General features: G+C 66.7%; 14 protein-coding genes. 8 read left to right on the top strand and 6 right to left on the bottom strand.

Annotated features, from left to right (window positions below):
* Window positions 1-22 precede the first annotated feature (22 nt).
* Complete coding sequence (locus KV697_RS15280) at window positions 23-679, top strand: alpha/beta fold hydrolase (RefSeq protein WP_257575362.1); 657 nt, start codon at window positions 23-25, stop codon at window positions 677-679.
* A 359-nt stretch (window positions 680-1,038) separates the two neighbouring features.
* Here KV697_RS15280 and KV697_RS15275 read toward each other — a convergent pair whose 3' ends face one another.
* From KV697_RS15275 to KV697_RS15265, 3 genes are all read right to left on the bottom strand, one after another.
* Window positions 1,039-1,581 carry a cytochrome b gene (locus KV697_RS15275; protein WP_219018927.1) on the bottom strand — a complete coding sequence of 181 codons (543 nt, stop codon included), beginning with the start codon at window positions 1,579-1,581 and terminating at the stop codon, window positions 1,039-1,041.
* Window positions 1,582-1,585: 4 nt separating this feature from the next.
* Window positions 1,586-2,359: a SapC family protein gene (locus tag KV697_RS15270; protein ID WP_076711644.1), complete on the bottom strand. Its 774-nt coding sequence runs from the start codon at window positions 2,357-2,359 to the stop codon at window positions 1,586-1,588.
* 76 nt (window positions 2,360-2,435) lie between these two features.
* Window positions 2,436-3,860 (bottom strand): FAD-binding oxidoreductase, encoded by a 1,425-nt coding sequence (locus KV697_RS15265; protein ID WP_219018926.1) that lies wholly within the window; start codon window positions 3,858-3,860, stop codon window positions 2,436-2,438.
* 67 nt (window positions 3,861-3,927) lie between these two features.
* On the opposite strand from KV697_RS15265, the gene KV697_RS15260 reads away from it, so the two are divergent.
* The 3 genes from KV697_RS15260 (at window position 3,928) to KV697_RS15250 (ending at window position 6,368) form a co-directional block, all read left to right on the top strand.
* Complete coding sequence (locus KV697_RS15260; protein WP_219018925.1) at window positions 3,928-4,374, top strand: hypothetical protein; 447 nt, start codon at window positions 3,928-3,930, stop codon at window positions 4,372-4,374.
* 310 nt (window positions 4,375-4,684) lie between these two features.
* Entirely contained in the window at window positions 4,685-6,139 is a 1,455-nt protein-coding gene (locus KV697_RS15255) for a DEAD/DEAH box helicase (protein WP_219018924.1), read from the top strand.
* A 7-nt stretch (window positions 6,140-6,146) separates the two neighbouring features.
* Complete coding sequence (locus KV697_RS15250) at window positions 6,147-6,368, top strand: DUF1289 domain-containing protein (RefSeq protein WP_219018923.1); 222 nt, start codon at window positions 6,147-6,149, stop codon at window positions 6,366-6,368.
* A gap of 163 nt (window positions 6,369-6,531) precedes the next feature.
* Here KV697_RS15250 and hemA read toward each other — a convergent pair whose 3' ends face one another.
* Window positions 6,532-7,773 carry a 5-aminolevulinate synthase gene (hemA, locus tag KV697_RS15245; RefSeq protein ID WP_306822653.1) on the bottom strand — a complete coding sequence of 414 codons (1,242 nt, stop codon included), beginning with the start codon at window positions 7,771-7,773 and terminating at the stop codon, window positions 6,532-6,534.
* 243 nt (window positions 7,774-8,016) lie between these two features.
* Window positions 8,017-8,814: a glutamate racemase gene (murI, locus tag KV697_RS15240; protein ID WP_219018922.1), complete on the bottom strand. Its 798-nt coding sequence runs from the start codon at window positions 8,812-8,814 to the stop codon at window positions 8,017-8,019.
* Between the two features lie 103 nt (window positions 8,815-8,917).
* On the opposite strand from murI, the gene plsY reads away from it, so the two are divergent.
* From plsY to topA, 4 genes are all read left to right on the top strand, one after another.
* Window positions 8,918-9,523, top strand: a complete 606-nt coding sequence (gene plsY, locus KV697_RS15235) for a glycerol-3-phosphate 1-O-acyltransferase PlsY (RefSeq protein ID WP_219018921.1) — start codon at window positions 8,918-8,920, stop codon at window positions 9,521-9,523.
* Window positions 9,516-10,595: a DNA-processing protein DprA gene (gene dprA, locus KV697_RS15230; protein WP_219018920.1), complete on the top strand. Its 1,080-nt coding sequence runs from the start codon at window positions 9,516-9,518 to the stop codon at window positions 10,593-10,595. The genes plsY and dprA overlap by 8 nt, the downstream gene beginning before the upstream one ends.
* Window positions 10,592-11,098 (top strand): GNAT family N-acetyltransferase, encoded by a 507-nt coding sequence (locus KV697_RS15225; RefSeq protein WP_219018919.1) that lies wholly within the window; start codon window positions 10,592-10,594, stop codon window positions 11,096-11,098. The genes dprA and KV697_RS15225 overlap by 4 nt, the downstream gene beginning before the upstream one ends.
* 190 nt (window positions 11,099-11,288) lie before the next feature.
* Window positions 11,289-13,898: a type I DNA topoisomerase gene (gene topA, locus KV697_RS15220; RefSeq protein ID WP_219018918.1), complete on the top strand. Its 2,610-nt coding sequence runs from the start codon at window positions 11,289-11,291 to the stop codon at window positions 13,896-13,898.
* A gap of 71 nt (window positions 13,899-13,969) precedes the next feature.
* On the opposite strand, the gene KV697_RS15215 is transcribed toward topA, so the two are convergent.
* Window positions 13,970-14,275 (bottom strand): hypothetical protein, encoded by a 306-nt coding sequence (locus KV697_RS15215; RefSeq protein ID WP_219018917.1) that lies wholly within the window; start codon window positions 14,273-14,275, stop codon window positions 13,970-13,972.
* Window positions 14,276-14,348: the final 73 nt, after the last annotated feature.

The following is a 14,348-nucleotide window of genomic DNA, read 5'->3' as shown; positions in this document are numbered from 1 at the left end:
ACTTCATTCTCGGAGGACAGCTATGATCCGCAACGCGCCGCCCCTCGTCTTGCTGCCCGCCATGGGATGCGACGGACAGCTCTGGGCCCGACAGATAGTCGACCTCAGCGACATCACCCACCCGATGCTGGGGGACCTCACCGTCGACGATACGCTGGAGGCGATGGCGGCGCGCGTGCTGGCGCATGCGCCGCCGCGCTTCACGGTCGCCGGGGTCAGCCTGGGCGGCTATGTCGCACTGGAGATCATCCGCCAGGCCCCCGAGCGGGTGCAGCGGGTGGCGCTGTTCGGCACCCGCGCGTCGATGCGGATGCGCCCGCGCACCGTCGCCGAGCAGGGACTGCTCGCCACCGCGCCCCATGCCGACCCGACACTGACCCCAATCGTCAGCGGCCCCGTTCAGGCAATGGCCGAACGCGTCGGCGCAGCCGTCTTCGAGCGCCAGCAGCGGGCCATGCTGGCCCGGCCGGATATCAGCTCCGCTATCGCCGCCGTGCGCGTGCCGACGCTGGTGGCGGTCGGCGAGCATGACCGCATCTGCCTGCCTTCCGACGCACGCGAATTATCCGACCATATTCCCGGTTCGCATTTCCACGAAATCCGCAACTGTGGGCATCTGGCCCCGCTGGAACGCCCCGGCGAAGTCACCCAGCTTTTGCGGGACTGGCTGCAAAGCTGAAAAAGATGAGAATGGGTAACATGCGCCCTGCGGCCATACTTGCGGTGCCGTGCTGCTGAACCAATTTAGATTGAGAAGCACATCCGGTCATTCCGACGCTCTCGCCCGCTGCCCAGAATCCGCCCTTTGTTCAGGGGAGCGGACCGACCGCTCGGACAAGCCAAAGTAGCAGCTTGGACGCCCCGTACGGAAGACCTTCAGAGGTTGATCTCATCTCATTCTTGATAAGGCTGCCCCCAGCCTCACCCGATGTCAGAGCCAATTCTGGCCGTCTATCCTAGTTCCAAAGCGGCCGAACACGCATCAACAACCAGTAAATAGGACAATCAACCAAGTACATTTAACGCCGACGAAACCGCTCAGCCCCGGCGAAAGCTCATTCGCGCCAGCAGGCCATCGCGCAGCAGATAATGATGCCGCAGCGCCGCCGCGACATGGATCACCACGAGCACCAGCATCGCCCAGCCGAGAATCTCATGCGCCTCGTGCCCGACACCGGCGGCGGCCTTGCCGATGGGGAGTGGCGGTACGTCGAACAGGCCGAACCAGCTGACGGGACGCGGCACGTCGCGACCGGAGCCCATCGCCCAGCCGGTCATCGGCATGGCGATCATCAGAAAATAAAGGGTGGCGTGGAGCGCATGGGCACTTCCGCGCGCCCAGACCGGGATTTCGGCGGGCAGCGGCGGCGGGCGATGGCCCAGTCGCCAGGCGATCCGTGCCGCCGTCAGCGCCAGCACGGTCAGGCCGATCGCCTTGTGCAGCGGGATGGTGCCGGGCAACAGACTCTCATGGAGCAGCCCGATGGCCAGGTTCGCCACGACCAGCGCCGCGATCGTCCAGTGAAAGACGATCGCGACCTGGCTATAGCGCGGACTGGCGGAAACGACCGGCCCGCGCATCGGATCAGCCGACCGGCTGAAGCTGCGGCTGCGGCATCTTGCCCAGCTGCGCCTGACGGGCGAAGATGTCGCGCATCAGCGAGAGCGAGAAGAGGTGCGCATAGAGCAGCGGGAGCATGCCCGACTGGCTCATCTTGCGCAGCTGGTCCCCGCGCAGGTCGACCAGCTTTTCCTCGTTGATCATCTGGAAGCCGCGATAGACGAAGGGCTGCTCGGCGCCGTCCGGCTGGATCGAGACTTCACCGTCCATCAGCAGACCCATTTCGCCCAGTTCCTTCATGAAGTTCTGGGTGCGGGCGCCCGCCTGTTCGAACGATTCGTTGAACTGGAGGATGTTCTTGGTCAGCTCGCTCGGCTGGTTGCCGTCGAACAGCGACTCGCCATCGTCGAACGCACCGATGGTCGGCGAGGTCGGGTCGAAGCACAGCGACAGCTCTTCCGATTCCGGGCGCAGGCGCGCCAGCATGTACGGATAGCGGCGGATATAGGCGGGAACGTAGAAGTTCGTCTCGGTCAGGCGGCCTTCGTCATCGACAAAGACGTTCACGCCCTCGTTCAGGCCCATCAGCGCCAGCGGGATCGGCTGGTCGCCGACCGAGAAGACGATCGGCATGAAACGCTGCACCAGCGGGAATTCGTCCACGGTCACGGGGATGGCGTGCTGGCCGACCAGGAAGGGCGCGGTCTCCTGCGGGCGAACCTTGTAGTTCGCATGAGCCTCGCTCGAAAGCGGCTCCAGGCCGTTATAGAAAAGCGGAAGGGACGGCGCGCTCGCCATGATATTCTCCAAAAAACTCGATCCACGCGAGCCCCCCGGCCGCGTGTCCTGCGTCCGTGTCTATGGGCCTAGCGCCTCATGCGCAAGCGACGAGCTTGCCCGGATTGAACAGACCGTGCGGATCGAGCGCCGTCTTGATGGCGCGGATCGCCGCGACCCGTTCCGGCGACAGGCGGGCGAGTTCGTCGCGCTTCATCTGGCCGATACCGTGTTCGGCCGAAATCGTGCCGCCCGCCGCCATCACCAGATCATGGACGAAACGGGTGATGGTCGCGGCATCCTCGGCATAGAAACGGTCGCGATCGGTGCCGGGGGCGGCGCGGACATGGAAATGGATATTGCCGTCGCCCAGATGCCCGAAGCCCGAGGCATGAGTGCCGGGGAAGCGCGCATCGCAGGCGGCCGCCGCCTCGACCATGAAGCGCGGCATCGCATCGACCGGCACGGCGATGTCATGCTGCACCGCCGGGCCCAGTGCGCGTTCGGCATCGGACAGCGAGTGACGGAGCAGCCAGAAGGCTTGCGATTGCGCTTCCGAGGCGGCGATCACCGCGTCGGCGACGACTCCATCCTCCAGCGCGCGGGCCAGTTGCACCTCCAGCATCGTAGTCGGATCGGCCTGGGTATCGCCGGTCACCGCCTCAATCAGGACATGCCAGGGATGCGTGCCCTCCAACGGCGAGCGCGCGCCGGGCAGGTGCGCGACGGCGGCGGCCAGGCTTTCGGCGGGCATGATCTCGAAACTCTCGATCATGTCGGTCGCCGCCTGCAACCGGCGCAGCAGGGTCAGGCCCGCCGCCGGATCGGTCAGCCCGACCCAGGCGGTTGCCGACCGCGCGATCCCCGGCGCCAGTCGCAGCGCGGCGGCGGTGACGATGCCCAAGGTCCCCTCCGCCCCGATCAGCAACTGGCCCAGATCGTAACCGCGATTGTCCTTCTTCAACGCGGACAGCCCGTCATAGAGCGTCCCGTCGGGCAGCACCGCCTCCACCCCCAGCGTCAGGCCGCGCATCGTGCCGAAACGCAGCACCTGCGTACCCCCCGCATTGGTGGAGACGAGGCCGCCGACCGTCGCATTGCCCTTCGCCCCCAGGGTCAGCGGGAAGCGCGCGCCCTCCGCCTCGGCAGCGGCGTGAAGGTCCGCCAGGATCACCCCCGCCTCGGCCACCACCATGCCCGCACCCGTATCGATCCGCCGGATGCGGTTCATCCGCCGGGTAGACAGGATCAGTGCCGATCCGTCGCCGGGCGGCGTCGCGCCCCCGACCATCGAGCTGTTGCCCCCCTGCGGCACGAGCGGGACGCGTTGCTCGGTCGCCGCACGCAGTACCGCCTGCACCTGCGCCGTGTCGGCGGGTGCGAGGATGGCGGGGGCATGGCCGGAAAAGCGCCGCCGCCAGTCCACTTCCCATGGCGCGATCAGCGCGGGGTCGGTGACGATGCCCTTGTCGCCCAAAATGGGGGCCAGGGTCTGGAGCAGCGCGGTCTGGGCGGGAGTCATGACAGGGGTCAGTTAGGTCAGGTTCATAAAGCGTTCAATCATGCACCCTATGAAGGGGGTCGCTGACATGCTGCGCCGCCATCGAAACCTGATCGCCATCGCCCTGATGACGCTGACGACGCCCGCGCTGCTGGGCGCGACCGATCCCTACGCCCAGACGCAATATGCACAGGTCATCATCCATGAGCGCGTCGTGATCCGCGTCCCCCGCGCCGCGCCGCCGCCCGCTACGCCGATCCGGTGGAAGGAGCGCAAGGGCCCGCGCTGCATCCCCGCCCAGCAACTGGCAGGCGCGCTGCCCGCCGAGGAAGGCGCGGTCGACATCGTCCTGACCGGCGGCAAGCGGGTGCGCGCCCGTTTGATCCGCGCCTGTCGCCAGATCGATTATTATTCCAGCTTCTATATCCGCCCCGGCCCCGACGGCCAGATTTGCGTTGGGCGCGATCCCATCCGAACGCGCGCGGGCCGCACCTGCGAGATCGAACGGTTTCGTAGCCTGGTTCCGGTTCGCTGAAGCGGTCCTGCCCGCCAAGACGCCATCGAAATTGCCCTGCCCAATCCACAAGCACGCCCCTCCCGCAGGCGGGAGGGGATGGGGGAGGGAGCGCCACGGGCGACGATCTCAGTGAGACCCCCTGCCCTCCCCCGACCCCTCCCGCCTGCGGGAGGGGAGGAAGAAACGGAGAAGAAGACGGGATTTTCCATGACCGTCACCCCCTCCCCCATGTGGAAAACTTGACTTTCGCCACCAAATCCGCAAGCGGCATAGGCTGCTGGGCGCGTGCGGGGCGATTCCCATTCCGCACCAAATTCCGGAAAATTGCATGAGCTTTGCCGATCTCGGCCTCTCCGACGAACTTCTCAAGACGGTCACCGACGCCGGCTATACCGAGCCGACGCCGATTCAGGCCTCCGCCATTCCCTCCGTGCTGATGATGCGCGACATCATCGGCATCGCGCAGACGGGCACGGGCAAGACCGCCGCCTTCGTCCTGCCGATGATCGACATCCTGGCGCATGGCCGCAGCCGCGCGCGGATGCCGCGCAGCCTGATCCTGGAGCCGACGCGCGAACTCGCCGCGCAGGTCGCCGAGAATTTCGAGAAATATGGCGCGGGTCAAAAGCTCTCGATGGCGCTGCTGATCGGCGGCGTGTCGATGGGCGACCAAATCAAGGCGCTGGAAAAGGGCGTCGACGTGCTGATCGCGACGCCGGGCCGGTTGATGGACCTGTTCCAGCGCGGCAACATCCTGCTGACCGGCTGCTCGATGCTGGTCATCGACGAGGCGGACCGGATGCTCGACATGGGGTTCATCCCCGATATCGAGGAAATCTGCACCAAGCTGCCCAAGCAGCGCCAGACCCTGCTCTTCTCCGCGACGATGCCGCCGCCGATCAAGAAGCTGGCCGACAAATTCCTGGAAAACCCCAAGACGATCGAGGTCGCGCGTCCCGCTTCGACCAACATCAACATCACTCAGTTCGTCGTGCCGGTCGCACCCCAGTCGTTCGAGAAGCGCAAGCGCCTGCGCCAGCTGCTGGGGCAGGAAGAGGTTCGCACCGCGATCATCTTCTGCAACCGCAAGACGACGGTGCGCGAGCTGAACAAGTCGCTCAAGCAGCACGGCTTCCGTTCGGGCGAAATCCATGGCGACATGGAACAGCCCCAGCGTCTGGCCGAGCTGGAACTGTTCAAGCGCGGCGACATCAACATCCTAGTCGCCTCGGACGTCGCGGCGCGCGGGCTGGACATCAAGGGCGTCAGCCACGTCTTCAACTTCGACGCGCCCTGGCACCCGGACGATTACGTCCACCGCATCGGCCGCACCGGCCGTGGCGGCGCGACCGGCACCGCCTATACCTTCGTCGCGCCGGATGATGCCGAGAATCTCGAAAATATCGAGAAGCTGACGGGCCAGAAGATCGACCGCCTCGAACTCCCCGCTCCGGCGGAAGAGGAACGCCCCGCCCGCCGCACGCGCCGTGATCGCGCGCCCCGCACGGCGGACTTGGACATCGAGACGACGGTTCCCGTGGCCGAAACGGTCGAGGAAGCGCCCCGCGCCCGCCCCGCCCGTGCCCGTCGCGAAGAACCGCGTCGCGAGCAGCCGCAGCGTGACGAAGCTCCGCGCGAACAGGCTCGCCGCGAAGAACCGCGCGAGGCGCGGGGCGACGACCGTCGTCGCGACCGCCGCCGCTCGCATACCGACGAGACGCCCGATGACGGCGGCTGGAACGGCCCGATCCCGGACTTCCTGAAGGTCTCGTTCGGGATCTAAGCCGCCCATGTCGCTCGACATCATCAGCTTCGTCGAACCTCAGCCGGCGAGCGTGGCCAGCCCGTGCGTCCTTGTCTGCACGATGGACAAGGCGACCGGCTGGTGCCTGGGCTGCGCCCGCACCATCCGCGAGATTTCCAACTGGAGCGCGAAACCGCCCGAGGAACGCCGCGCGATCCTGGCCGCTCTGCCCGCGCGCAAGGCGGAACTGGCGGCGCGTCAGGGCTGAGGCCCTGCCGCCTCATCCGCACCTCCGTTCCGCCTGAGCCCTTCGACTGGCTGGAAAGCTAGCCGCTTAGGATAAACTTCGGCGCCTAGCGCCGAAGTCGAAGAAAAAACTCGCGTCCCAAGGGACACGCCCAGCCGCAATCACCTGGCGCCGAAGCCCGGCCTTACGCCGCCATCTTCAGATCGAGCCGCTCCCAGATCTCGACCAGCGCGGACACCAGTTCCGCCATCATCGCCTCGTCATGGGCAGGCCCCGGCGTAAAGCGCAGCCGCTCGGTCCCGCGCGGGACGGTAGGATAGTTGATCGGCTGGACGTACACGCCATATTCGGCGAGCAGGATGTCGCTGATCTTCTTGGCCTTGACCGGATCGCCGACCATCACCGGCACGATATGCGTCTCGCCCAGCATGACGGGCAGGCCCGCGTCGGACATCATCGCCTTCAGCTTCGCCGCAGCCGCCTGTTGCCCCTCGCGCTCGACCGAGCTTTGCTTGAGGTGGCGCACGCTCGCCAGCACGCCCGCGACCAGCACCGGCGACAGCGAGGTGGTGAAGATGAAGCCCGGCGCATAGGACCGGATCACGTCGACGATCATCCGGTCTGCCGCGATATAGCCGCCCATCACGCCGAACGCCTTGCCCAGCGTACCCTCGATCACGGTCAGCCGGTGGGCGACCTGATCGCGCTCCGAAATGCCGCCGCCGCGTGCGCCGTACATGCCGACCGCATGAACCTCGTCGAGATAGGTCAGCGCGTTATACTTGTCGGCCAGGTCGCAGATCGCGCCGATCGGGGCAATGTCGCCCTCCATCGAATAGACGCTCTCGAAGGCGATCAGCTTGGGCACCGCCGGGTCCGCCGCCGCGAGCAGCTCTTCCAGATGCGCGAGGTCGTTGTGGCGGAAGACCTGCTTCTCGCAGCCCGAATTGCGGATGCCCGCGATCATCGAGGCGTGGTTCAGTTCGTCGGAAAAGATCACGCAGCCCGGCAGGATCTTCGCCAGCGTCGCCAGCGTCGCCTCGTTGGAGACGTATCCGCTGGTGAACAGCAACGCCGCTTCCTTGCCGTGCAGGTCGGCCAGCTCGCCTTCCAGATCGACATGATAATGGGTGTTGCCGCCGATATTGCGCGTACCGCCCGAGCCGGCACCGACATCGTGCAGCGCTTCCTCCATCGCGGCGATGACCTTCGGATGCTGTCCCATCGCCAGATAGTCGTTGGAGCACCAGACGGTGATGGGCTTGGGTCCGTTATGCCCGGCAAAGCACCGGGCATTGGGGAACATGCCCTTGTTGCGCAAAATGTCGATGAAGACGCGGTAACGTCCCTCGGCGTGCAGGCGGTCGATCGCCTGGGTGAAGACGCGGGAATAATCCACGCGCGCGTCCGTGCCCTCGATGCTCATGGATGGGGAATGTAGGCGCAAGCCGCGCATGAATCGAGTCGGGAACTGCGCTTACTGTGATCGATCATGGTGGACATATTGTCCCAAGGGTCGATCGGTTCCTGATGCGGGTGGTTCTCAGGCCCGCCAACCTCTCACCCCTCACCTCCGTTCAGGCTGAGCGAAGTCAAAGCCCAAGGCAAAGCTTCGCCGTACGCGCATCCCGTGCACTTCGACTTCGCTCAGTGCGAACGGAGGTTGGGCTTACAGTGCCTCGATCCGCGCGAAACCCCGCGCCGCCAGTCCCGGCGCGAGCGCCTGCTCGCGCTGCCCAAGTCGCGTGAACACCGCCACCCCCTCGCCCGGATCGGCGGGCCAGTCCTGATCTTGCGTCAAAAACGCGATCCGCCGCGCGATTCCCGGTCCGCCATCAACGAAGCGGACCGCATGGGGCGCCGCCGCCGCCAGCTCTGCCTCGACCAGCGGGAAATGGGTGCAGGCATTGACGATGACGTCGATCCGCTCGCCGCCCGCCTGCCCGAACAGGCCGTCCAGCACCGCCGCAAAGGATTCGGGTGCCAGCGCCTCACCGCGCAGCTTCGCTTCGGCCAGCTCGACCAACCCCGCCGAACCGTGCCGGATCACCCGGCAATCCCCGGCGAACTTCGCCGCCAGATCATCGACATAGGCCTGGCGCACCGTCGCCCGCGTCCCCAGCACGCCGATCGTCCGCGTCTCGCTCATCGCCGCCGCCGGTTTGATCGCGGGCACCGTGCCGACCACCGGCAGGTCCAGCGCCGCGCGCACGGCGGGCAGTGCGATGGTCGAGGCGGTGTTGCACGCGATCACGATCAGGCGCGGATGATATCGCTCCGCCAGCCGCCCGAGCAGCGCCGGCACCCGCCCGGCAATCTCCGCCTCGGTCTTCTCGCCATAGGGAAAGCCCGCACTGTCCGCGACATAGACGAAGGGCGCAGTCGGCAGCGCTGCCCGCGCAGGTCCCGCGATCGACAGCCCGCCCACGCCGGAATCGAAGAACAATATGGGACGCGCATCGCTCATCCCCGCCTCATAAGCGCCGTGCGCGTGCGAAACCAGAGCCGCACCGGATTGGACAGGCCAACGCGCATGTTCTATGTCTGTCCCGGAGCACAGGGGAAGACTATTGCCGACCGAAATCATCTGGGGGCCGCCGACCTGGGCCTTGCTGATCGGCTATCTGCTGGGATCAATTCCCTTCGGCATCATCCTGACGCGCGCCGCCGGAGCAGGCGATCTGCGCAGTATCGGGTCGGGCAATATCGGCGCGACCAACGTACTGCGCACCGGCCGCAAGGGACTGGCCGCCGCGACCCTGATCCTCGACATGCTGAAGGGTGTTGCCGCCGTCCTGGTCGTGCGCCACTGGCTGCCCGGTGAGGAAGCGCTGGCGGCGGCGGCCGCGTTCGTCGGGCATTGTTTCCCGATCTGGCTGAAGTTTCGCGGCGGCAAGGGCGTCGCCACGCTGATGGGCGTGGTGGTCGCGCTCCACTGGCCGCTGGGTCTGGTCTATGCTGTGGTGTGGCTGGGCCTGCTCGCGACGCTGCGCATCTCGGCGGTGGCGGGCATGGCGGCGGCGGTCAGCGCTCCTCTGGCGGCGGCGGTGATGGGGCGGTTCGATCTGGTCCTGCTGCTGATCGCGCTCGCCCTGATCGTTATCTGGAAGCACGGCTCGAACATCGAGCGGTTGCTCGCGGGCACCGAACCCCGTATCGGCAAGAAGCGTGACTGACGCCCGGTTCGCGCAGCTCCGACTGTTGCGAACCCATGGCATCGGACCCGTCACCTGGCGGCAATTGATGGCGCGCTTCGGCGAGGCGCAGGCCGCGCTCGACGCCCTGCCCCATCTCGCCCGGCGCGGCGGCGGTGAGGCCCCCAAGGCCGCTGACCCGACCGTCATCGCGCGGGAGATCGAGACGGTGGCGCGACTGGGCGCGCGGCACATTCTGCTGGGCGAAGCGGACTATCCCGCGCTGCTCGCCGAACTCGATACCGCCCCGCCAGCGCTGATCGTGCGCGGCGACATCGGGCTGGCACAGCGCGGCGGGGTGGCGCTGGTCGGCGCGCGCAACGCCTCGGCCGCATCGTGCCGCTTCGCGCGGGGGCTGGCGCAGGATCTGGCGGCGCAGCGCGTGCCCGTCACCTCGGGGCTGGCGCGGGGTATCGACACGGCGGCGCATATCGGCGCGCTCGACGGCGGCACGATCGGCGTCATCGCCAGCGGCATCGACATCGCCTTCCCGCCCGAAAACGTGCGGCTCCAGGAAGAGGTCGCGACCCGCGGCCTACTGATCGCGGAACAACCGCCCGGCACCCAGCCGCTCGCCCGGCATTTCCCCTCGCGCAACCGGATCATCGCAGGTCTTGCGCAGGGAACGGTGGTGGTCGAGGCCGCCCCGCGCTCCGGCTCGCTCATCACCGCGCGGCTGGCGGGCGAGGCGGGGCGCGAGGTGATGGCGGTCCCCGGACACCCCGCCGACCCGCGCGCGCAAGGCTGCAACATGCTGATCCGCGAAGGCGCGACGCTGATCCAGTCGGCGGCGGACATCCTCGAACAGATCCGCCCCATCGACCCGCGCATGGTCCGCACGCCTGAGAGCCGCTACACGCCTCCGCCGCCGCAAGATGCCAGCGATGCCGACCGGCAGCGGGTGAGCGATCTGCTCGGCCCGGTCGCGGTGACGGTCGACGAACTCATCCGCCAGAGCGGACGCCCCTCCGCCATCGTGCAGACGATTCTGCTGGAACTGGAACTTGCCGGGCGGCTGGAGCGCCATGCCGGGGGCCGGGTGGCGCTGGCATGATCCAGACCGAGCGCCTGACTTTGCGCCCCTATGAGATCGCGGATTACGACGCCTATGCGGCGATGGTCGCCGATCCGGTGGTGGTCCGCCATGCCGGGGCACCGATGACCGGCGAGGAAGCGTGGATGCGGCTGCTCCGCTTCATCGGCTATTGGTCCGTATTCGGCCACGGCCTGTTCGCCGTCTGCGACCGGATGAGCGGCCAGTATCTCGGAGAGACAGGCTTCATGGATTTTCGGCGTGAGGTGACACCGAAGCTGACACCGTCGCCACCGGAAGCGGCGTGGGTTTTCACCAGCGCCGCGCATGGCAAGGGCTTTGCGTTCGAGGCGGCGAGCGCTGCGCACCGCTGGATGGACGAGCATCATGCGCCGTCCTCGACCCAGTGCATCATTTCGCCGGTCAATCTCGGGTCGATCAGGCTGGCGGAGCGGCTGGGTTATGCCTTGCATGACCGGCCGCATTACCGGGGAGAAGCCATGCGCTTTATTCGCGAGGGTTGAGCATGGCCTTCGACTTCGCTCAGGCTGAACGGAGTTTGGGGATATGGCCACACATGCCACCATCCGTTCAGCCTGAGCGAAGTCGAAGGCCACGCCCCGACACCCGCCACACCCGAACCAACCCCGCTTGACGGCCCCCCGCCCCCTCCCCATCCTCGCGTACACACGTAAGGGACGCATTTTACCACTCATGCAGCTTGTCATCGTCGAATCGCCCGCCAAGGCGAAGACCATCGAGAAATATCTGGGTTCGGACTACCGCGTCCTGGCGAGCTATGGTCACGTCCGCGACCTGCCGCCCAAGGACGGCTCGGTCGACCCCGACCAGAATTTTTCGATGGAGTGGGAAAATTACGCGGACAAGGCGCGCCAGCTGAAGGCGATCGCCGACGAGGCCAAGAAGGCCGACAGATTGATCCTGGCCACCGACCCTGACCGCGAGGGCGAGGCGATTTCGTGGCACGTGCAGGAGGTTCTGAAGAACCGCAAGGCGCTGCCCGACAAGGTGGAGCGCGTCACGTTCAACGCGATCACCAAGCCCGCCATCCTCCACGCGATGCAGAATCCGCGCGAGCTGGATACCGACCTGATCGACGCCTACCGCGCGCGCCGGGCGCTCGACTATCTGGTCGGCTTCACCCTGTCGCCGGTGCTGTGGCGCAAGCTCCCCGGCGCCAAGTCGGCGGGCCGCGTCCAGTCGGTGGCGCTGCGCCTGATCGTCAGCCGCGAGCGCGAGATCGAGGCGTTTCGCCCGCAGGAATATTGGTCGGTGACGGCCGATATGGAGCAGGACGGCACGCCCTTCGTCGCGCGTCTGGTCCAGTGGGAGGGCAAGAAGCTCGATCGCCTGTCGATCGGCAATGAGGGCGACGCGACCCGCGCCAAGGCGGATGTCGAGGCGGGCCGGTTCCAGGTCCAGTCGGTCGAGACCAAGCCCGCGACACGCAACCCGCCGCCGCCCTTCACCACCTCGACCCTGCAACAGGAGGCCGCGCGCAAGCTGGGCTTCTCGGCCGATCACACAATGCGGATCGCGCAGCAGCTCTATGAGGACGGTGCGATCACGTACATGCGTACCGATGGCGTCCAGATGGACGGATCGGCCATCTCGGCGGCGCGCAAGGCGGTGGCCGAGCGCTACGACGCCTCCTACGTCCCCGACAAGCCGCGCATGTACCAGTCCAAGGCGAAGAACGCGCAGGAAGCGCACGAGGCGATTCGCCCGACCGACTTCTCTCGCGATCGTGCAGGATCGGGCGATCATGGCCGCCTCTACGACCTGATCTGGAAGCGTGCGCTGGCGTCGCAAATGGCCTCGGCACGGATGGAGCGCACCACCATCGACATGGCCGACGGCACCGGCCGTCACGTCCTGCGCGCGACCGGCCAGGTCGTGCTCTTCCCCGGCTATCTGGCGCTCTATGAAGAAGGCCAGGACGACAGCCAGGACGAAGAGGCGCGCCGCCTCCCCCGCCTGCGCGAGGGCGATGCCCCCGCCAAGAAGGAGGTCAAGGCCGAGCAGCACTTCACCCAGCCGCCGCCGCGCTTCTCCGAAGCCTCGCTGGTCAAGCGGATGGAAGAACTCGGCATCGGGCGTCCGTCCACCTATGCCTCGATCATCAAGACGCTGAAGGACCGGGCCTATGTCCGCGTCGAGAAGAACCGTTTCTTCGCCGAGGAGAGCGGGCGACTGGTGACGGCGTTCCTGGAGCGCTTCTTCGAGAAATATGTCGGCTACGACTATACCGCCGAGCTGGAAGAGGAACTGGACGACGTGTCCGGCGGCCGCGCCCAGTGGCAGGCGGTGCTCGACGCCTTCTGGCGCGACTTCAAGCCGCGCACGTCCGAAGTGATGGAGCAGCAGCCCTCGGCAATTACCGCCGAACTGGATCAATTCCTCGCGCCCTATCTGTTCCCCGAAAAGGCGGACGGATCGGACCCGCGCCTCTGCCCCAATTGCGGCGAAGGCAAGCTGGCCTTGCGCGGCGGTCGATTCGGCGCGTTCATCGCCTGCTCTAACTATCCGGAATGCAAATATACCCGCCGATTCGCCCAGGGCGGCGAAGGGGCTGGCGAGGATACCGGGCCGGAAACGCTCGGTCAGGATCCCGAAACCGGGCTGCCCGTCGAGCGCAAGTCGGGGCGGTTCGGCCCCTATATCCAACTGGGCGAGGGCAAGGACGCCAAGCGCGCTTCCATCCCCAAGGATGTCGATCTCGACCTGGAATGGGCATTGAAGCTGCTCAGCCTGCCGCGGACCATCGGCAACCACCCGGAAACGGGCGAGCCGATCACCGCCTCGATCGGGCGCTATGGCCCCTATCTGGCGCATAGCGGCAAGTACGCACGCCTGACCTCGACCGCCGAGGTGTTCGAGACAGGCATGAACGCCGCTGTGGTCAAGCTGGCCGAAGCGGCGGCAGGCGGCGGGCGCGGTGCACGCAACACGGCCTCGCGCGAACCGCTCAAGGTGCTGGGCAAGCATCCGCGCACCGAGGCGGAGATCAAGCTGATGGAGGGGCGCTACGGCCCTTACGTCACCGATGGCGAGACGAATGCGACCATCCCCAAGACGGTCGACAAGGACCAGCTGACGCTGGAGGAAGCCGCGCAACTGATCGATGCGCGGGCGGCGGCCGCTCCGGCTCGCAAGAAACCGGCGAAGAAGGCAGCAGCGAAGAAGGCACCCGCCAAGAAGACGGCGGAGAAGACGACGGCGGAAAAGAAAGCGCCGGCCAAAAAGGCTCCAGCCAAGAAAGCCCCTGCCAAGAAGGCTGTGGCGAAGACGAGCGAGGCCTGAGTCGAACCGATTCCGTAAGCTGATCCCGGCCCGCCCCGTTCGGGCGGATCAGCATGCGGCGGTCGGCAGGTTCAGGCCGCGCGCATCTGTGGCATGTTGCCGTGGAGGAAAGCGCGGGCCTGACGCTGCGCCTCGGCGATTTCGCGGGCGGTCATGTCGCTGGCCACTTCGGCGCGCGCGATCTGCGCCGGCAGGAAACCCGCGACCGCCGCCAGGTTGAACCACTTATGCGCCTCGACCAAATCCAACTGCTTGCCTGCGGACCCGGTCGAATAGGCGACCCCCAGATCGTACATCGTCGCACCGTCATCGGTCGCCACATGGTCGGCGAACCGGCTTTCCATCAGAAACTGTGCGGACTTGCTGCTATTGGCCATATCCTGCCCCTCTGTTCGGACCCCTCTGCGTCCGACACTAGGTCTATGGCCAAAACGGTCACAAATTGGTTAA

This window comes from Sphingomonas sanguinis, from assembly GCF_019297835.1.
Classification (GTDB): Bacteria; Pseudomonadota; Alphaproteobacteria; order Sphingomonadales; family Sphingomonadaceae; genus Sphingomonas; species Sphingomonas sanguinis_D.
Note: the sequence above shows the minus strand (reverse complement) of the source record. Positions and strands in the feature narration are given on the sequence as shown.